Origin of the sequence: Vibrio sp. B183, assembly GCF_000740665.1 — a bacterium.
Taxonomy (GTDB): Bacteria; Pseudomonadota; Gammaproteobacteria; order Enterobacterales; family Vibrionaceae; genus Vibrio; species Vibrio coralliilyticus.
Genome location: NZ_JPQB01000009.1, coordinates 71,161 through 88,538, shown reverse-complemented (window position 1 = coordinate 88,538; position 17,378 = coordinate 71,161). Strand labels below are relative to the sequence as shown.

At 46.2% G+C, this 17,378-nt stretch carries 21 protein-coding genes, 4 tRNA genes and 1 pseudogene; 13 read left to right on the top strand and 13 right to left on the bottom strand.

All coding sequences use genetic code 11. From position 1 onward, the window contains the following. Nucleotides 1-3 precede the first annotated feature (3 nt). From IX95_RS10855 to IX95_RS10815, 9 genes are all read right to left on the bottom strand, one after another. Nucleotides 4-813, bottom strand: a complete 810-nt coding sequence (locus IX95_RS10855; protein WP_038159745.1) for a major capsid protein P2 — start codon at nt 811-813, stop codon at nt 4-6. A 428-nt stretch (nt 814-1,241) separates the two neighbouring features. Then, on the bottom strand, nt 1,242-1,901 hold the full coding sequence (locus IX95_RS10850; RefSeq protein WP_038159741.1) for an ATPase: 660 nt from the start codon (nt 1,899-1,901) through the stop codon (nt 1,242-1,244). After that, nucleotides 1,902-2,348: a hypothetical protein gene (locus tag IX95_RS10845; RefSeq protein WP_235202617.1), complete on the bottom strand. Its 447-nt coding sequence runs from the start codon at nt 2,346-2,348 to the stop codon at nt 1,902-1,904. Between the two features lie 12 nt (nt 2,349-2,360). Further along, on the bottom strand, nt 2,361-2,738 hold the full coding sequence (locus IX95_RS10840; protein WP_038159738.1) for a hypothetical protein: 378 nt from the start codon (nt 2,736-2,738) through the stop codon (nt 2,361-2,363). After that, nucleotides 2,738-2,917 (bottom strand): hypothetical protein, encoded by a 180-nt coding sequence (locus tag IX95_RS10835; RefSeq protein WP_021458455.1) that lies wholly within the window; start codon nt 2,915-2,917, stop codon nt 2,738-2,740. Before IX95_RS10835 ends, IX95_RS10840 begins: the two co-directional genes overlap by 1 nt. Continuing rightward, the gene (locus tag IX95_RS10830; protein ID WP_235202616.1) at nt 2,910-4,622 is read right to left on the bottom strand and encodes a hypothetical protein; all 1,713 of its coding nucleotides are present in this window, start codon (nt 4,620-4,622) and stop codon (nt 2,910-2,912) included. The genes IX95_RS10835 and IX95_RS10830 overlap by 8 nt, the downstream gene beginning before the upstream one ends. A 234-nt stretch (nt 4,623-4,856) precedes the next feature. After that, nucleotides 4,857-5,048, bottom strand: coding sequence for a hypothetical protein (locus IX95_RS10825; RefSeq protein WP_038159731.1), 192 nt, complete (start codon nt 5,046-5,048; stop codon nt 4,857-4,859). Then, nucleotides 5,045-5,233, bottom strand: coding sequence for a hypothetical protein (locus tag IX95_RS10820; protein ID WP_038159728.1), 189 nt, complete (start codon nt 5,231-5,233; stop codon nt 5,045-5,047). Before IX95_RS10820 ends, IX95_RS10825 begins: the two co-directional genes overlap by 4 nt. Before the next feature lie 9 nt (nt 5,234-5,242). After that, nucleotides 5,243-5,473 (bottom strand): hypothetical protein, encoded by a 231-nt coding sequence (locus IX95_RS10815; RefSeq protein ID WP_038159725.1) that lies wholly within the window; start codon nt 5,471-5,473, stop codon nt 5,243-5,245. A 104-nt stretch (nt 5,474-5,577) separates the two neighbouring features. Between IX95_RS10815 and IX95_RS10810 the strand changes: the two genes are divergently transcribed. The 3 genes from IX95_RS10810 to IX95_RS10800 all read left to right on the top strand — a co-directional run bounded on the left by IX95_RS10810 (nt 5,578) and on the right by IX95_RS10800 (nt 8,787). After that, nucleotides 5,578-6,234: an XRE family transcriptional regulator gene (locus tag IX95_RS10810; RefSeq protein WP_021458449.1), complete on the top strand. Its 657-nt coding sequence runs from the start codon at nt 5,578-5,580 to the stop codon at nt 6,232-6,234. Then, on the top strand, nt 6,231-7,205 hold the full coding sequence (locus IX95_RS10805; protein WP_038159722.1) for a phage integrase: 975 nt from the start codon (nt 6,231-6,233) through the stop codon (nt 7,203-7,205). The genes IX95_RS10810 and IX95_RS10805 overlap by 4 nt, the downstream gene beginning before the upstream one ends. 223 nt (nt 7,206-7,428) lie before the next feature. Then, complete coding sequence (locus tag IX95_RS10800) at nt 7,429-8,787, top strand: KAP family P-loop NTPase fold protein (protein ID WP_051912542.1); 1,359 nt, start codon at nt 7,429-7,431, stop codon at nt 8,785-8,787. Here the strand turns inward: IX95_RS10800 and IX95_RS26625 are convergent. Together IX95_RS26625 and IX95_RS10795 are read right to left on the bottom strand one after the other, a co-directional pair. After that, nucleotides 8,784-8,960 carry a hypothetical protein gene (locus tag IX95_RS26625; RefSeq protein ID WP_200876935.1) on the bottom strand — a complete coding sequence of 59 codons (177 nt, stop codon included), beginning with the start codon at nt 8,958-8,960 and terminating at the stop codon, nt 8,784-8,786. The two genes, IX95_RS10800 and IX95_RS26625, sit on opposite strands and share 4 nt — an antisense overlap. Then, nucleotides 8,960-9,159, bottom strand: a pseudogene (locus IX95_RS10795) (hypothetical protein). Before IX95_RS10795 ends, IX95_RS26625 begins: the two are co-directional and overlap by 1 nt. A gap of 117 nt (nt 9,160-9,276) precedes the next feature. On the opposite strand from IX95_RS10795, the gene IX95_RS10790 reads away from it, so the two are divergent. From IX95_RS10790 to hemW, 3 genes are read left to right on the top strand one after another with little or no spacing between them, the layout of a single operon-like run. Further along, on the top strand, nt 9,277-9,708 hold the full coding sequence (locus IX95_RS10790; RefSeq protein WP_019277255.1) for a DUF4426 domain-containing protein: 432 nt from the start codon (nt 9,277-9,279) through the stop codon (nt 9,706-9,708). A 39-nt stretch (nt 9,709-9,747) separates the two neighbouring features. Further along, nucleotides 9,748-10,350, top strand: a complete 603-nt coding sequence (locus IX95_RS10785) for an XTP/dITP diphosphatase (RefSeq protein ID WP_019277254.1) — start codon at nt 9,748-9,750, stop codon at nt 10,348-10,350. Next, entirely contained in the window at nt 10,350-11,528 is a 1,179-nt protein-coding gene (hemW, locus tag IX95_RS10780) for a radical SAM family heme chaperone HemW (RefSeq protein WP_038159719.1), read from the top strand. Before IX95_RS10785 ends, hemW begins: the two co-directional genes overlap by 1 nt. Nucleotides 11,529-11,622: 94 nt before the next feature. Here the strand turns inward: hemW and glsB are convergent, their stop codons facing one another. Both glsB and trmB read right to left on the bottom strand, forming a co-directional pair. After that, the gene (glsB, locus tag IX95_RS10775; RefSeq protein ID WP_019277252.1) at nt 11,623-12,543 is read right to left on the bottom strand and encodes a glutaminase B; all 921 of its coding nucleotides are present in this window, start codon (nt 12,541-12,543) and stop codon (nt 11,623-11,625) included. A 100-nt stretch (nt 12,544-12,643) separates the two neighbouring features. Beyond that, nucleotides 12,644-13,363 (bottom strand): tRNA (guanosine(46)-N7)-methyltransferase TrmB, encoded by a 720-nt coding sequence (gene trmB, locus IX95_RS10770; RefSeq protein WP_006958272.1) that lies wholly within the window; start codon nt 13,361-13,363, stop codon nt 12,644-12,646. A gap of 187 nt (nt 13,364-13,550) precedes the next feature. Between trmB and mutY the strand changes: the two genes are divergently transcribed. From mutY to IX95_RS10735, 7 genes are all read left to right on the top strand, one after another. After that, complete coding sequence (gene mutY, locus IX95_RS10765) at nt 13,551-14,606, top strand: A/G-specific adenine glycosylase (protein WP_038159717.1); 1,056 nt, start codon at nt 13,551-13,553, stop codon at nt 14,604-14,606. 19 nt (nt 14,607-14,625) lie between these two features. After that, entirely contained in the window at nt 14,626-14,898 is a 273-nt protein-coding gene (locus tag IX95_RS10760) for an oxidative damage protection protein (protein ID WP_006958274.1), read from the top strand. Between the two features lie 74 nt (nt 14,899-14,972). Further along, the gene (gene mltC, locus IX95_RS10755; RefSeq protein ID WP_019277250.1) at nt 14,973-16,109 is read left to right on the top strand and encodes a membrane-bound lytic murein transglycosylase MltC; all 1,137 of its coding nucleotides are present in this window, start codon (nt 14,973-14,975) and stop codon (nt 16,107-16,109) included. A gap of 103 nt (nt 16,110-16,212) precedes the next feature. Continuing rightward, nucleotides 16,213-16,288 (top strand) — tRNA-Phe (locus IX95_RS10750). A 54-nt stretch (nt 16,289-16,342) separates the two neighbouring features. After that, nucleotides 16,343-16,418: transfer RNA gene (locus tag IX95_RS10745), tRNA-Thr, on the top strand. A gap of 7 nt (nt 16,419-16,425) precedes the next feature. Next, nucleotides 16,426-16,501: transfer RNA gene (locus IX95_RS10740), tRNA-Phe, on the top strand. 37 nt (nt 16,502-16,538) lie between these two features. Then, nucleotides 16,539-16,614, top strand: a tRNA-Asn gene (locus IX95_RS10735). Nucleotides 16,615-17,378 lie beyond the last annotated feature (764 nt).

The window sequence follows — 17,378 nt, the reverse complement described above, 5'->3', positions numbered from 1 at the left end:
CCCCTACTTGGAAACCAAGTCAGGGCGCACCACTTCCACCGATTCGACGATGATAGGAATCGAGCCCACAGGCTTGTTGGTCTTAACCGTGAATTTCAGCTCAGAGCTGTGCATGGTCGGGAACAGCTCATCAATGTAGAATCCGCGCATAATTGGGTCGAAGTGGAAGCAGCCCGCTTGCCAGAAACGGCGGTTACGCTTGGCGCGCATCTCTTCCAAGCCTTTCGACGCATCAAAGACTTTCACAAAGTCGCGGTAAATCTGGAGTGAGTGAACTTGGTCACTCATGAAGTGCATGCGGCGAACCAGTTGAAGCGGACCAGACACCAGTTCTAAGAACTCGTTTTCTGTTGAGGTCGCTTGCATGGTTTGCTTTTTGATTTTCGGCACCACTACGCGCACATCCTGACGCGCTGAAACGGTTGCCCATGCTTGCAGCTTGATGGCTGGCGGGTTCGCGTTTGAGTTGTCCGCAATTTCCACCTCTAGGGTGATGTTGTCGCCAAGCTCAGTCACAAGGCCCGTGTAACGCACCCCGTTTTTGGTCTTGGCCGTGATGTCTGAAAGCGGAATAGTAAAAAAGCCATCGGTCTGGGTCAGACCTTTGTAGGCTTCGAGTTTTTTCATCATGTCGCCATCAAGGACAATGATTTCATCCGCATTGAGGGAAATCGAAACGCGCTGAAGCTGTGAAGCGTTCAGATTGGTTTCAATAAAAATTTCTTCGTAAGTCGGGCCGACTGGAATCGTCAGTGAGGCTTTCTCACCGTAACCCGTACCAGTGAATGAATTCAGTTTGGTTGGCGCTGTCATTGAATCGCCTCCCTTAACCGATTTGGTCTTCAACAGCATCAACGTTGTTTGATGCCCAAACCACACCCGCTGCAACCAGAGCCGCAACGCCAGCAATAACCAGTAGTTTCTTTGGTGTAAAACCTGCCATGTATAACCTTTAATAAAAAACCGCCCAACATTAGGCGGTCATTACTAAAGCACTGGATTGCCAATCGATACCTAATAGGGATTGGGAATGTGTTGGGAATAGTTGGGCTTTGGGTCACAAAAAGGCGGGATTTGGGCAAAAAAAAACTGGTCAAAAGTCCTGCACTCAATCGGAAAGGACTACCGACAAATGCACTTTAGAAACCAGCTTAAGCGTTTTTAATAACATGGCTATGTTTATAATGTTGCTCTCTAACCGTAGAAAAGGCTCCGTTTAAATTCAAGCGCATAGCCAAAATTTACCATTTCAATTTTCCTTTTGTGTATGACTTCCCGTTCTGAAGTAAATAATCAAGCTCTTCCAGTTCGTTAATCTGGTTGGCATCGATTCCGGTCATCTTCTCCAGATAGATGGCGCTGGCTTTAGTCTTTTGCATCATCACACAGGCTCGCTGGCAATTATCAATGATGGTCTTTGAGACTTCCTGACCGCGCTGAAAGAGGTTGATGGTGTGCAGGTTAAACTTGCGCCCTAAGCGCAATATCTTGCCGTGATAGCCCGTTGCTTTGCCTGCGTTCTCGCTGTGCTCGGCCACCTCTTCACAGATGACTTTGAGGGCTTTGGCGTGTTTACCATTACCCTGACTCCAAACCACCTTGCAAAAGAGATCGAAGTCTTTGGGTGTGGATTCGTGTGTCGGTTGGTAGTCAATCTTGAAACCCTGCTTGGTCTTGCGTCCGGCCATCAAGGCCGAAGCGAATTCTTTAAGGTTGGAATAGCTTCTCACCACTCGCCCTGCCAGCTTGCCCGTGTAATCGCCAACAGGGTCAAAAATGGCGACTTGGTCAGTCGCCTTGATGAAGAGCTTTTTGGCGGCAGAGGTTTTGCCACTGCCACTCATACCAACCGCAAACACATGCCCATTCTTAAGGGCATTATTGGCATTAATCGGCTGCATTTATTGGGCTTCCTCCGCTTGCTCTTCTTCTGGGTTGATTTCCTTCTCTTCGTCCATGGCTTTAAGGGCTTTGATTTGGCTAAACGAAGTAAAGCTCAATGCACCCGCCGCGACCACAAAAGCAAACTCTTCCTTGTAAGCGGCCAGCCATGGTGGAAGCTCCCCGCCATATTTCACAAACAAGGGAGCCGCTGCACTTGCCACCCCTTTGGCCTGCTCTTCATCAAAGGCAAAGTCTTGGTGCGCGAACTGCTTTAATAACTGCTCGGTCACGCCAAGGGCCATCATGGCCGACGCTTCACCCGCTGCCAGTTTAGCGGCGTCAGCGTCCACTTTGGCCGTGACGGTACTCGGGTCAAAATCTTCCCCATCCAGTTCAGCCAACAGCGCTTTTTCTTCTACTTCGCTATGCACTTCTTCGATGTTTTCCAGTTGTTCGATTTCCATTTGATTTTCCATTTATGCCACCGCTTTAAAGACTTTAAACACACCACCAAACACGAGCCCAAGCACCGCACCCGCACCAACACATTTCGCGGTACTGATTGGCTTTGATTGGGTTTCGGATTGGCTTTCCTGATTGGGATTCGATTCCCTTTGATTCACAACCGGAATCACCTCCGGTTTAGGCGCGGTTAACGCCTCAATCTCTGCTTCCACTTCTTCCAGTGATTTATAGGCGTTCATTTCCGCTTGCATGGCTGCACCCGTTCGGGTGTCCGGCCCACATTGACAACGGCCATGAACAAAGGCTTTGCGCTTACCTTTTCCTTGTTTAATGGCTTTGGGTGATTTGCAGGTATGGCATACCACATAGCCTAAGATTTCGTTTTCCATTAGTGTCCCTCCTGCTCTAATGCGCTGAGCCTTGTATTAAAGGCTTTAAATAGCCAAATGGTTTTGGTTAGCCATGGCTTGATAAAGCCAAACCCCATAGGTGGTTTATAGGCTTTGGATTCCAAATCCATTTCATTCAGTAATTCGGTGGTTCGGGTTTGTAGGGTGTTGTCACTCATTGCTGTTCTCTGTCTGTTTGGGGGCTTGCCTGACGTGCCAGCCCGTGCCTAAAAGTTGGTATTTCTCGTTGAGCATTGCGGCGATTTCGTTTTCATCGGGTTCGGGTATCGGTGAAGAGGCCAGCACCGATTGCCAATAAGCGCGTTTATCTAAAAACGCTTGGTATTGGTCTTGATAACGGTCATCCGCTTGGCGCTTAATATCGGTGCAGTCGAGCCAATCCGGCTTTTTGAATACCTTGATGGGTTCGCCGTTGAACGTTTCTTCAAAGGGCATTCCGCTAAGGTTCATCGACCAGCCGCGCGCACCCGCCGCCCAGAACAGAAACTCATCCATTCTGGCTTTGGCTTCGTCGCCACTGAAGGTGATGGAAAAACGGTTCTTGCTCGATACGGCCATATCGCGGGACTTGATGCCCTGACTGATTTTTAAGGCCGCGCGCTCATGGCGAATGATGGCGGACTCCATTTTCTTAAGCGTGCTTTCCGGTCTAAGCTGATTCTTAGCGATGGATAGCGCCTTCACCGTCTGCTTTTTCTTGGCCTGAACGCGGCGTAGTGCGCGTTCCTGTGGGGCTTTCCATTGCTCCAGCTTGTAACCCAGCTCTTTGATAACCGCCGTGATATTGTCTGTGTCGAAGGTGGCAAGCGTTTCCCATGCCGGAGCGCGGGAACATTTCGCAAGGCCGTAGCGATTACCGCGAATCAGTCCTTGGTCTGCATTACCTCCCTTGGCCGCGTAGCCAATCGCTTTAATCAGGTAAGTGCTTGCGGCTTTGGGTTGCTTGATGCGCTGAATGTTCGCCACGCCATGACCCCAAAGCGATTCAATTCGCGCCGCCCAGTCATCAAAGTGCTCACGTTCGACCGTCCAACGCACCATCAAATGCACATGCGGATTGGGTTCACCGTCTTCGTTCATCGGACATTCGGCCACCCACATATAGTGAAAGTCGGCTTTGTCACGGTCAGGGCCAAACATGGTCGGCATCGCTTTGTAGTGCGGGTCGACCTTTTCCCCTTCGGAAGTATCCCAGCCGCGCTGATACATCTTTTTCATGCCACTCAGTAGGCGCGACATTTCACGGCCAATGGTGGTTTCCAAAGTCTTCATTATTTTGAAAGGCTGCTTAGGCAATAAGGTATAAGGGCCATCTTTGCCATACACCAAGTCACCCAAATCCCGCTCGAACGTCACAGGCGTGTATGGTCGCCCTTCGGCTTCAGACATCGCGCCAAACAAGGCCATGCGCTGCTCACGGCTGAATGTTGGCGTGATAAACGTTGTGAATCCCTCATGGCACTGCGCCACATACGCACCGGACTCAAAAATCTTACTCACGGCGCGCTTGGTCAGTCTCTCCGTGAATCGCTCTCCGGCATTAGCATCAGGGGCATTACTGGCAGGCGTCTGCACCACCACCTGACCGCGATACTCTCCCGTCCACTTTCGGTGCTGAATGTGCAGCGATGTCGGTATAATTTCGCGGGTAAAACTCGGGACTAGCTCATGTTTTAGAGGAAGAACGCGCGGCGAATTTCGCTCTGTCAGCGCATATAGCGTGTCAAAGTTGTCTTGTCCTTCGAGCCCTTCACGTTCTCTTAAAGAGCCCTGCTCTAGCGCCCGCTGAGCGCCTTTGTGGATCGATTTCGCCAGCAGATTCACGCGCTTTCGCTGTTGGCCGACTTTTGCGGCCTTGGACAAGCCTATACTTTCCTCGCTGACGCGAGCCGCTTCGCGGATGTGTTTGGTCTGAACGTAATGCAGACGGGCTTTATCACGGATTTTTTGGTTCTCATTTTCAGCCCAATCCTGAAAATTGGAACCTAAAAAACCCGCTTCGTAGCAGGCATTCGTTTTTAGGATTTTATCGAGTGGGCGAACTGCGCCGCCCACATACAGCAAATCTTGCGTATTCATTGTGTCACCAGTGACGGGCTATAGGTTTTCAAGGGAAACGTACTTACCGGATTTGGTATCGCGCAACGTGTTGAAGGTCAGGTGGCGATACTCGCAACAAGCATTCGCCAACATTTCAAACTCGCTGTCCATGTTGGCGGGGATCCAAAGTGTCTTTTTCTTGAGTCCCTGAGCTTTGCGCGCATCTTCGTATTTGGTATTGCGACTCATGAGCTTTTTCCCATCGCCGTGGAAGACAAGCGCGCCATTTGGAGTCGAGCGGCACGTTTAAACTCCGCCTGCCCTTTACGACTGAAACGGTAGTCTTTACCGCTTTGGGTATGAGCTTGATAGCCTTCAGGAAAGTGCTCAGCTTTGATTTTTTCCAAGATGGCAAGACCATTAACAGTTGGCATATGTCCCCCTTAAAAAACGCTAAAGAAACTGTCTTTAGTTTGTTCTTCCATGTCCTGACGAGCGTGTTCCCACAAGGCAAGCATATTGATATACACCTTCTTCTCACCACGCTTTTTTCGCTTTATAGGCAGCTTACCTTCATGAACCATTCCTCTGACCGCTTGAGGAGTCACTCCCCAACGTCTAGCAAACTCATCGACTGGCAAATAGGGCACATATGGCTGCATTTGACTAAACATGTTATCTTTACCTCTACATTCGAATGTATTCGAATGACTTATGACTCAATCCAAACTCATAATGAATCATTTAAAGGTCATTGTAAAACACAACGAGGTCACTCATGAGCTATGACATTAGTTTTTCTAATCGTTTAAACGAAATCAAAGGGGAGCTGTCTGGCAGAAGGTTTGCTGAGAAGTGCGGCATCTCGCAGAGTGTGATGGGTAAGTACCTAAATGGAACTTCCTCACCGACACTAGAGTCACTCATAAAAATTTCTCAAGCGACTGGAGTGAACATAGATTGGCTAGCTGGTGCCGAGAATGTTTCGTTTGAAAAGGCAAAATACTTGTCATCAAGCGATTTTGAAACTATTCCAATGTACTCAGCTGAAGCCAGCGCAGGTTGTGGGTGTTTCCACCACGATGACCTAATCATCGGTGAACATCTTATTCTAATTGAGGACCTGAATAGATTGGGCTTAAAAAAAGAAAACACCTGTGCCATTAGAGCCAAAGGTGACTCAATGCTGCCGACCTTAATGGACGGTGATTTATTAGTAGTGGATACCCAAGAACAGATTGGTGTTTATGATGGTGTCTACGCTATATCTTTAGACAATCAGTTGCTAGTAAAACGCTTACGTTATGATATGGCCACCCAAGGCTATCACATCATCAGCGATAACCCTGACCACAATGATTTCTTGCTACCCAAGGAAGATTTAGGGCGATTAAATGTAAATGGCCGAATTCGCCAAGTGGTTAAAAACCTATGAGTGTAAAGAAACAGGGAGATAAATACCTTGTTGATATACGCCCACAAGGTCGAGACGGAAAGCGATATAGAAGAAAGTTTGATACTAAGTATGAGGCAAGCCAGTATGAAAAACACATTCTAGCCACAGCTCACAATAAAGAGTGGTTAGAAAAACCCACAGATAGACGCTCGCTTACCGAATTGATAGAGCTATGGTGGACATATGAAGGGCAGTCCAAAAAGACTGCCACTACCTACTTGAGAATTCTAAAACAAATAGATAGAGAACTATCTTACCCAAAAGCACATCAAATTACGCACAAGCTCCTTGCCAACTATAGAGCGAAGCACCTAGAGGAAAACAAAGCCATGACTACTTTCAACCGAAAGTTCATGTGCTTAAGTAACATCTTTACTGTTCTCATTGATGCGCAGGAATACCATAGCCCCCATCCAACAAAAGGTTTCAAAGTTAAGCGTCCGAGAGCAAAAGAAATGCACTTTCTCTCTCATAAAGAAATAGACACATTATTAGCAGAACTGTCTGGCGATTCGTTAAAAATCGCTAAGCTTTGCCTTGCAACAGGCGCTCGTTGGGGAGAGGCTGAATCTCTAAAAGGAAGTAATGTCGTCAAAGGCCGTGTTACCTTCGTTGATACTAAAAATGGACTGAACAGAACAGTCCCAATAAGTCAGGAATTAGAGAAAGAAATCGTATCTGGTAGTAACGGTAGACTATTTAGGGATTGTTATCAGAACTTCTACTCTGTTCTAAAAAGATGCGAGTTTGAGCTTCCCAGAGGACAGGCTTCCCATGTTCTTAGACATACATTCGCAAGTCATTTTATTATGAATGCAGGGAACATCTTGGCCCTACAAAAAATCCTTGGACATGCGACGATTCAACAAACCATGACTTACGCTCACTTAGCTCCTGATTACTTACAAGACGCTCTTAAATTCAACCCATTAGCAAGATCCACAAATTGACCACTTTTACTGTTTAAATTCGAATACATGTAAATATAAACAGCTCTACAAGCCCTTATACAGCCTAGAAAAGCCTTGTTTTACTAGGTTGTATAAGTCTTCTTGTGATGGCCTTTATTTATTTTAAGACATTAATTTTACTGACTAAAAACTAGGGCGATAAATTAGTACGGAAATTTCAACCTGTATAGATTACTGCAAGCATTTAGATAAGAGGTGAAACTTGGAAAATATAACATTTGAATGGAGAGACGAGTTTTCTCGACAGAACATAGCACAAAATATAATAACACTTATCGATAGCCCTGCTGAGATATCACCATTCGTAATAGACGGGGGATGGGGAACAGGTAAGACTGAGTTTAGCCTCAAGCTATGTAATTTACTGAAGAATGAGGATAAAAACTCTGTTGTTTACATTGATGCATTCAAAACGGACCATGCGAATGAGCCTCTTTTGTCAGTCATGGCTGAGATACTGAAACTGGTTCCGGAGAAATCAGGCCAAAGGCAAAGAGTTATCAATAAAATTCTACCAGCAGTCAGGTTTGGCTTGAAGGCCTCATTGAAAGCAGGAGTGAGTCACATCTTACGCCAAGACACCGACAAAATGCTCGATGAGTTTGATAAAGACATTCAAAACGCTACTGATTCAGCAATAGAAGCATCTGTTGAGAGCTTGCTCAAAAGCCACATTGAAGCAGAAGCAAGCATGAACGCGCTTCAGGATACTCTTCGCTCTATATCACGCCAAAAACCTATTGTGGTGATCATAGATGAACTAGACAGATGTAAACCCGATTACGCAGTAAACATGCTAGAAGTAATTAAACACACCTTTAGTGTCGAAAATGTACAGTTTTTATTGGTAACTAACACGAAACAGCTACAGGCTTCTGTAGAACATTGCTATGGAAATAGAGTCGCTGCAGAAAAGTACTTGGATAAATTCATAAACTACAGACTTACATTGCCCAAACTACTCTACAACGCCATAGATGATGCTGGTAATAGCAGGTCAGTCTCGTATGTGTATTACCGCAAGCGCGTAATTGAAAGTGATGTACTACAAAATACTTGCCTCAACGGGCAATATCGAGAGCAATTTTTCAACTTGGCGCAACAAGCGCTACATTGCCACGACACATCACTGAGAGACGTAGAAGCAATAGTTCGTCATTTAGAAGTGTTACATACACTCAATGATCAGATTATTAACCAAGACAAAATTTTTGGTTACTCAATGTTATACTTGACCGCTGTATTGATGGCTGTTTTAGAGCCAGTCACAGCAGATAAAATGCTTATTAATCAATCCACTGCAAGCGAAGTTGGTTTATTATATGGCGTTCCTAAAATCCCAGAGCTGGAAGGCCAGCTTAGAAGAAGACCCAAGCATTATGAAGTGTTTACTGTGCTGATAGCTCAAGAGTGTATAAATTCAGATATTTACATTCCTTCCCAAGAAAATGAGCAAATATGGGACGAAATGATAAATGGAATGTTCCAAAGAGGCTTTAGACCTGATAATACATTACGCACAGTAACCGAAGTAATAAAGCACGTGCAATTGCACTCTTAAAAACAAAGCCTTCCACTTAGAGTGGCTTTGTTTTCCAAACGCGTCAGTCTTTCATCCATTTTTTCCATCATTAGGCGTAACCATTTCACATCAGTTTTCAGGGTTACGCCAACGCCTACCCCACTGGATAAGACGCTGACGACGGCCACAATTAAGGTCTGATACTCCTGCATTAGCAGAACTCGTTGCTGAAGGTTTCCCATTGCCCCATGACCACCGGAATGGCCGTGCCGATGATACCGCCGTATTGCACACCTTCAGCCGTGATACTCGCGGTAATCAGTTCAGGATGTTCTGTCGCTAGAGCCACACGCTCCCCTAATAAGGCGATCCTTTTTTCGTGGAGGGTTGGTCTAAGTCTCCATTGATCATCTAAAAACCTTCACAGAGTGAGGATCCAAACGTATGATCAGGCGTAAAAATTATAAGCATGTAGTCGTATCATTTACGCTGCTCTTTTCCTCTGTAGTAAGCCATTAAGGAAGCATCATGAAAAAATGGATCACGTTAGCGCTGGCCAGTCTTTTAGCCCTACCCACATGGGCGGGTCAGTTTAAAACCATCAAAGATGTCGAAGTTCACTACTCCGCATTTAACTCCACATTCCTAACTCCGCAAGTCGCGCGCAGCTATGAGCTGAAACGAAACGGCTACTCAGCGATCATTAATATCAGTGTGTTAGATAATTATCAGGCTGGTAAACCGCCTATAACAGCTAAAGTTAGTGGCAGCGCTAAAAACTTAATCGGCCAAACTAAGACACTTGAGTTCCGCGAAATTAAAGAAGGCTCTGCGATTTATTACCTCGCTGAATTCCCTATTTCGGACGAGGAAAACCTAACATTCAATATCGATGTTAATGCTGGTAATAAAGGCACTGGCAGATTAAAGTTCACCCAGAAATTTTATGTGGAAGAGTAACGGCTGAACGCCCTTCCCAATATAGGCACAAACAAGATTATGAATGCACAAAAAATTGTCCTAGCGACAGGTAATCAGGGCAAAGTTCGTGAGATGGCTGATCTGTTGGCAGATTTCGGTTTCGATGTCGTGGCACAAAGCGAATTTAATGTCTCAGAAGTAGCTGAAACTGGCACAACATTTATTGAAAACGCCATCATCAAGGCGCGTCATGCAGCGAAAGAAACTGGATTGGCGGCCATTGCCGACGATTCAGGCCTTGAAGTCGACTTCCTAAAAGGAGCACCAGGCATATACTCTGCACGTTATGCCGGAGAAGACGCGAGTGACCAGCAAAATCTAGAGAAGCTGCTGGATGCAATGCAAGGCGTTCCGCAGGAGCAACGTACTGCACGCTTCCATTGTGTATTAGTACTAATGCGTCACGAATTAGATCCAACCCCGATCGTCTGCCACGGTAAGTGGGAAGGCCGCATTCTGACTGAAGCTCAGGGCGACAATGGTTTTGGTTACGATCCGGTTTTCTTCGTTCCAGAAGATAATTGCGCATCGGCAGAGCTTGAACCAACACGTAAAAAGCAACTTTCTCACCGTGGTAAAGCGCTTAAGCAGTTGTTTGCGACACTTTCTGAGCAGCAATAATGAGCCAATTGATTCCACCAGCGCTGAGTCTTTATGTCCACATCCCTTGGTGTGTACAAAAATGCCCGTATTGCGACTTTAACTCGCACGCGTTAAAAGCCGACATCCCAGAGCAGGAGTACATCGCTGCTCTGCTGGAGGACCTTGATACTGATATCGAGCGTTATCAGCTTAAAACCAACCCACGGGCACTCCACTCCATATTTATCGGTGGAGGGACGCCTAGTCTCATCTCAGCGCAAGGAATCGCTGATCTACTTGCTGGCATAGAACAAAGAATCGCGTTTAAAGACGAGATTGAAATCACCATGGAAGCCAACCCGGGCACGATTGAAGCGGAGCGCTTCGCTGGGTATCGCAAAGCTGGTGTGACGAGAATTTCGATTGGTGTACAGAGTTTCGAACAGCAAAAGCTCGAACGTCTAGGGCGCATCCATGGTCAGGATGAAGCCGTCAATGCCGCGAAACTGGCTCACAAGATTGGCTTAAACAGCTTTAACCTTGATTTAATGCACGGTCTGCCAGACCAAACCGTAGAGCAAGCACTCGCAGATCTGGAGAAGGCGATTGAGCTTAACCCGCCACACCTTTCGTGGTATCAGCTCACTATTGAGCCCAATACCATGTTCCACTACAAGCCGCCTGTTCTGCCCGACGATGATGACTTGTGGGACATTTTTGAGCTCGGCCACCAAAAGCTGGCTGAAGCGGGCTACGTTCAGTACGAGATCTCCGGCTACAGTAAGCCAGAATATCAATGCCAGCATAATCTCAACTATTGGCGTTTTGGCGACTATCTCGGCATTGGCTGTGGCTCGCATGGCAAACTCAGTTTCGCTGATGGACGTATAATCCGTACAACTAAGGTCAAGCACCCGAGAGGCTACCTAGCTGCATATCAGAATATGGTCAAGCCCTACCTAGATAGTGAAGCCGATGTCGCTAGCGAAGATCGCCCTTTTGAATTCTTTATGAACCGCTTTCGTTTGATGGAAGCCTGTCCTAAGCAAGACTTCTTAGATACAACTGGCTTGGGTTTTGAATCGATTCAGGAAACCATCGACTGGGCGAAGGAGATGCAATATCTCAGCGAGTCTGATACGCATTGGCAAATCACAGAAAAAGGAAAGCTGTTCCTGAACGATTTGCTCGAAGCGTTTATGGCGGAAGAGGATTAGAGAGGCTAGAACAAATTTAAAAGGGTTGACGACATGGTCAACCCTTTTTGTTTTTCATCGTTCCAAACTTGTCTCCGCTGTCTCGGAGCGAAGTTTAGAATATCGAGCGGCCAATTCGCTCAGCGAGTAGCTCTAGTGCTCTGGTACCCGCGAGGGAGTTACCTGAAGGGTCCAGCTCTGGAGACCAAACCGCAATCGTCATCTCCCCCGGTACGATAGCGATGATCCCGCCACCAACACCAGACTTACCAGGCATACCGACTCGGTAGGCGAACTCCCCAGCGCCATCATACAAGCCACATGTTGCCAGCAAAGCATTAAGCTGCTTAGTTTGAGTAGGCGTCACTACAGGCTTGCCTGTTTGTACTGAAGTGCCTTTATTAGCCAGATAGCTGAATGTTTTCGCTAAATCGACACAGCTCATCTTCAAAGCACACGCATGGAAGTAGTTATTCAGTACTGGGATTACATCATTGTCAAAGTTGCCAAAAGAGCGCATTAGATACGCAATCGCCGCATTGCGGTCACTGTGCATCATCTCCGATGCTGCAACTATCTTGTCGTAACAGATATGAGTATCACCCGACAGCTGACGGACAAATTCCAGCAAGCGTTGTCTCGGCGCAGACAGGCGACTTTGCAGCAAATCGGCAACCACTATTGCCCCGGCATTAATGAAAGGGTTACGTGGAATTCCCTGCTCCATTTCTAGCTGAATCAGAGAGTTAAATGCCTGACCAGAAGGCTCCTTGCCTACCCGAGCCCAAATCTCATCAGGAGTATACAACCCCATTGCTAGCGTTAAACTTAACGCTTTAGAAATGGACTGAATGGAAAAAGGTTCATCGGCGTCACCAGCTTTAATAACTTCTCCCTTATTAGTAAAGACAGCAATCGCCAGTTTGTTAGCCGGAACTTTTGCCAGCGCAGGAATATAATCGGCTACTTTTCCCTGACCGATAAGCGGCCTGACCTCTTGCAGGATGTCGGCTAAAATTTCTTTTGTCGGTTTCATTACTTACCTATATTTCAAAGGCTTATTATTTTTCTTGTAGGGTCAAAAAAGCCAACATCAAAATGTTGGCTTTCTCATTCGCTTTTATTTCGCGGGTGACTTAGCTAACACGCTTAAACTTAATGTCCCACACTCCGTGACCTAAACGGTGACCACGTGCTTCAAACTTGGTCAGAGGACGATCTTCCGGACGTGGAACAAAGTCACCATCCTCGGCGATATTCTCATATCCAGGCGCTTGATTCATCACCTCAATCATATGTTCTGCGTAATTTTCCCAGTCTGTCGCCATATGGAAGATGCCTTCACCAACTGAGAGTTTTTGGCGCACCATTTCAGCAAAATCTAACTGTACGATACGGCGCTTGTGGTGGCGCTTCTTGTGCCATGGATCTGGGAAGAATAATTGCAGTGTCGCTAGGCTGCTGTCTGGGATCATGTTAGCAAACACTTCCACAGCATCGTGACACATCACTCGTAAGTTGGTCAGGCCAGCTTCACGTGCATCAGCAAGACACGCGCCCACACCTGGGCTGTGAACTTCAATACCAAGGAAGTTTTTCTCAGGCGCATTTTTCGCCATCTCTACCAGAGATGCCCCCATACCGAAACCAATTTCCAGTACCACAGGGTTATCGTTACCAAACACTTCTTTCCAATCAAGAAGCTTTTCTTGGTAATCAATACCCATTGTCGGCCAGCATTCATTCATTGCGCTTTCCTGACCTTTGGTCAAACGGCCTTCACGACGCACAAAGCTGCGTACTTTGCGTATCAGTTTACCGTCTTCATTGTATTCGTTAGTGGTCACTTCACTCATGATTCTGCCTGTCTAAAAATTGCTCTCGACTTAAAGGGATTGTGATTATCCAAAGAATCGACACTGGTGCAAGTATTTTAGGTCATTTCTCGCAGAATAAACCCCTACTCTTTATCGGTTGTACTTTAGACAGTTTCTATGGTGCAATTTTAGCTAACTCAATAAATATAAAATTACAGAGCAAGTCGTGACTCCTTTTGCAAACGCCATCCTAGAATGGTACGAAGACTACGGAAGAAAAAGCCTTCCGTGGCAACAAGATAAAACTGCGTATAGTGTCTGGCTGTCTGAAATCATGCTTCAGCAGACTCAGGTCACTACCGTGATCCCTTATTACCAACGCTTTCTCGAGCGCTTCCCGACTGTCGTCGACCTTGCCAATGCAGAGCAAGATGAAGTGCTCCACCTATGGACAGGGCTCGGCTATTACGCACGAGCGCGTAATTTACATAAAGCTGCCAAGATTGTGGCAGAGCAGTATCAGGGTGAATTCCCTCTCGATATTGAGCAGATGAACGCTCTACCGGGTATCGGCCGCTCTACCGCAGCAGCTGTATTGTCATCTGTTTATAAGCAGCCACACGCCATTTTAGACGGCAATGTGAAGCGTACACTGGCGCGCAGCTTTGCTGTTGACGGCTGGCCGGGACAAAAGAAAGTCGAGAATCAGCTTTGGCAGCATGCTGAAGAACACACTCCCGACACCGATGTCGATAAGTACAATCAGGCAATGATGGATATGGGTGCCATGGTGTGCACTCGCAGCAAGCCAAAATGTACACTGTGCCCAGTGTCTTCTTTTTGCGCCGCGTACAAACAAGGCAACCCTCTCGACTACCCTGGTAAAAAGCCGAAAAAAGAAAAGCCAGTTAAAGAGACCTGGTTCATTATGCTGCATCACCAAGGGCATGTATGGCTGGAACAGCGCCCACAGTCGGGGATCTGGGGCGGGCTATTCTGCTTTCCAGAACACTCTGAAGCACAACTCGATCATCAACTGACAATACGTGGCGTCCTTGATAAGGACATTCAACGTCGCGATCAGTTGATTGCTTTTCGCCACACCTTTAGTCACTACCACCTCGATATCACACCAATTTTGGTAGACCTATCAAAGCAACCTGATGTGGTGATGGAAGCAAACAAAGGTCTTTGGTATAACTTATCGCAACCTGAAGAGATAGGTTTGGCCGCTCCGGTAAAACAACTACTGGAAAGCCTGCCTTTTGAACTTCAATATTGATTAACTCTAAGGAGTCGTTATGAGCCGCACTGTATTTTGTGCTCGACTACAAAAAGACGCAGAAGGTCTGGACTTTCAACTGTATCCAGGTGAACTAGGTAAGCGTATTTTTGACAACATTTCTAAACAAGCTTGGGCAGAGTGGCAACACAAGCAAACCATGCTGATCAACGAGAAAAAGCTCAACATGATGGATCCAGAGCACCGTAAATTGATCGAAACTGAGATGGTCAACTTCCTGTTTGAAGGCAAAGACGTCCATATCGAAGGCTACACGCCACCAAGCGAATAAGATTTGCCCTTTAGGTTAAGGATAGAGAAAATGACATCACTGCGTTGCTTTGATGTCATTTTTTTAGGATAGGTATGAAGAAGTTAGCTTACTTTTTGCTGGCAATGACACTCACGGGTTGTAGCCGTGAGTTCATTGAAAACATCTATGATGTGAACTACGAGCCAACCAACCGCTTTGCCAAAAACTTAGCCGGACTACCCGGCCAGTTTCAGAAAGATACGGCGGCACTTGATGCCTTGATCAGTAGCTTCTCAGGCAACATCGAAAAGCGTTGGGGACGCGGGGAAATCAAGTTCGCCGGCAAGAGCAACTACGTCAAATACATCGACAACTATCTCAGTCGTTCAGAGGTCAATTTTGATAAGGGCACCATTATTATCGAAACCGTTTCGCCAACCGATCCAAAGGGGCATCTGAAAAACGCGATTGTAACCACACTGCTGACCCCAGACGATCCAGCAAACGTCGACTTATTCTCTTCCAAAGACATCAAGCTTGAAGGCCAGCCGTTTCTTTATCGTCAGGTCGTTGACCAAGATAACAAGCCTATTCAGTGGTCGTGGCGAGCAAACCGATTTGCCGATTACCTGATTGCCAATAAGCTCAAAGTCAAAAACGTCGACTTCAAAAAAGCCTATTACGTTGAAATTCCGATGGTTGAGGAACAATTTGAGATACGCAGCTATAAGTATGCTGATATCGTTCAGCGAGCTTCACGCCGTTACGGTATTCCTGAAGATCTGATTTATGCGATTATCAAAACAGAAAGTAGCTTTAACCCGTATGCAGTAAGCTGGGCCAACGCTTACGGGCTGATGCAGGTCGTGCCTAAAACCGCAGGGCGTGATGTATTTAAGCTGGTGAAGAAGAAATCTGGCCAGCCATCTCCTGAGTATCTATTTAATCCAGAAAACAACATAGATACTGGTACCGCTTATTTCTACATTCTGAAAAATCGTTATCTAAAAGATGTTCGCCATCCGACTTCTCTCGAATACAGCATGATCTCTGCTTACAACGGTGGTACAGGCGGTGTGCTCAATACTTTCAATCGTAATGACAGAAAACGAGCGATGCGCGACCTTAACTCTCTGCAACCAAATCAGGTTTATTGGGCGTTGACGAAAAAACATCCAAACGCAGAAGCGCGCCGTTATCTCGAAAAAGTAACAAAATTCAAAAAGGATTTTAACGCAGGTAAATCATAAGCGCCAAAAACGCCTAAATTATCGGCACTCAACCACTTTTTTGAATTTTTTTCTAAAAACAAGTTGACGGCAAGACGGAAAATCCGTTTAATAGCGCTCCGTTGCCCGGATAGCTCAGTCGGTAGAGCAGAGGATTGAAAATCCTCGTGTCGGTGGTTCGATTCCGCCTCCGGGCACCACAATTTCTTTATTGTTAGTGCTTGGCACGAACAATTAGTAAAAGAATAAAGTGTGCCGACTTAGCTCAGTAGGTAGAGCAACTGACTTGTAATCAGTAGGTCACCAGTTCGATTCCGGTAGTCGGCACCATTCTTTTGCCTCGATAGCTCAGTCGGTAGAGCAGAGGATTGAAAATCCTCGTGTCGGTGGTTCGATTCCGCCTCGAGGCACCATTATTTGGTGCTCATCTGAAAAGATGACACAAATAATTCCCCCTTAGTTCAGTTGGTAGAACGGCGGACTGTTAATCCGTATGTCGCAGGTTCGAGTCCCGCAGGGGGAGCCATATTAGAAAAAGCCTCATCAGACGATGAGGCTTTTTCATATCTAATGCTCCTGCTTTGTTCCAAAGCAATGTCTCAGACCTAGCCGGCCGCGTTAAGTCCCGCAGGGGGAGCCACTTTCAAGAAGCCAAGTCGAAAGACTTGGCTTTTTTCGTTTTTAACTGCGACTTACTTGTTCCAAGTAAATGTCTCAGAGCTGGCCGCCTGCGTTGAGTCCCGACAGAGAGGCCATAATTAGAAAAAGCCTCATCACACGGTGAGGCATTTTTCGTATTTAATGCTCCTGCTTTGTTCCAAAGAAATGTCTCAGCACAGAGCCGCCCCTCCGCAAAGAATCCTACTCTCAAGTAATCTAATCACTCACAGAGCTCAGTTTTCCTCTTTCTCATCCAGATATCGACTTTCTACCCCACTTAGATTTTTATCTCATCGATCCGCAAACAATATAAATCCGTAATCTCATTCTTTATGTAGAAATACAGCATTTATTCAGGCAGCTGTAACCCGTCAAAAACGCGCAAAAAGCGTAGCTCGATTTGCTAATGCTTAGGAAAACAGGCTGAACCAGTTTGGGATTAGGCACTGATTCGACGCTTAAACAACTGAAAAGCACTCTTTAAGGGGTGTTTTTTTGCTATCTAAATCCATTATTCCCTACTCTCTCGGGTATAACTTCTGTTGCTGGCTATACATTTCTTATCCGAAATGAGCAAAAACAGCCCATTAAGTATAGAAAAACAACAAACGATATTTTTTTTGCAATTTA

Coding starts and splice junctions, on each gene's coding strand:
- IX95_RS10855 (WP_038159745.1), bottom strand. CDS start 813: ATGACAGCGCCAACCAAACTGAATTCATTCACTGGTACGGGTTACGGT.
- IX95_RS10850 (WP_038159741.1), bottom strand. CDS start 1,901: ATGCAGCCGATTAATGCCAATAATGCCCTTAAGAATGGGCATGTGTTT.
- IX95_RS10845 (WP_235202617.1), bottom strand. CDS start 2,348: ATGGAAATCGAACAACTGGAAAACATCGAAGAAGTGCATAGCGAAGTA.
- IX95_RS10840 (WP_038159738.1), bottom strand. CDS start 2,738: ATGGAAAACGAAATCTTAGGCTATGTGGTATGCCATACCTGCAAATCA.
- IX95_RS10835 (WP_021458455.1), bottom strand. CDS start 2,917: ATGAGTGACAACACCCTACAAACCCGAACCACCGAATTACTGAATGAA.
- IX95_RS10825 (WP_038159731.1), bottom strand. CDS start 5,048: ATGAGTCGCAATACCAAATACGAAGATGCGCGCAAAGCTCAGGGACTC.
- IX95_RS10820 (WP_038159728.1), bottom strand. CDS start 5,233: ATGCCAACTGTTAATGGTCTTGCCATCTTGGAAAAAATCAAAGCTGAG.
- IX95_RS10815 (WP_038159725.1), bottom strand. CDS start 5,473: ATGTTTAGTCAAATGCAGCCATATGTGCCCTATTTGCCAGTCGATGAG.
- IX95_RS10810 (WP_021458449.1), top strand. CDS start 5,578: ATGAGCTATGACATTAGTTTTTCTAATCGTTTAAACGAAATCAAAGGG.
- IX95_RS10805 (WP_038159722.1), top strand. CDS start 6,231: ATGAGTGTAAAGAAACAGGGAGATAAATACCTTGTTGATATACGCCCA.
- IX95_RS26625 (WP_200876935.1), bottom strand. CDS start 8,960: ATGCAGGAGTATCAGACCTTAATTGTGGCCGTCGTCAGCGTCTTATCC.
- IX95_RS10790 (WP_019277255.1), top strand. CDS start 9,277: ATGAAAAAATGGATCACGTTAGCGCTGGCCAGTCTTTTAGCCCTACCC.
- IX95_RS10785 (WP_019277254.1), top strand. CDS start 9,748: ATGAATGCACAAAAAATTGTCCTAGCGACAGGTAATCAGGGCAAAGTT.
- hemW (WP_038159719.1), top strand. CDS start 10,350: ATGAGCCAATTGATTCCACCAGCGCTGAGTCTTTATGTCCACATCCCT.
- glsB (WP_019277252.1), bottom strand. CDS start 12,543: ATGAAACCGACAAAAGAAATTTTAGCCGACATCCTGCAAGAGGTCAGG.
- trmB (WP_006958272.1), bottom strand. CDS start 13,363: ATGAGTGAAGTGACCACTAACGAATACAATGAAGACGGTAAACTGATA.
- IX95_RS10760 (WP_006958274.1), top strand. CDS start 14,626: ATGAGCCGCACTGTATTTTGTGCTCGACTACAAAAAGACGCAGAAGGT.
- mltC (WP_019277250.1), top strand. CDS start 14,973: ATGAAGAAGTTAGCTTACTTTTTGCTGGCAATGACACTCACGGGTTGT.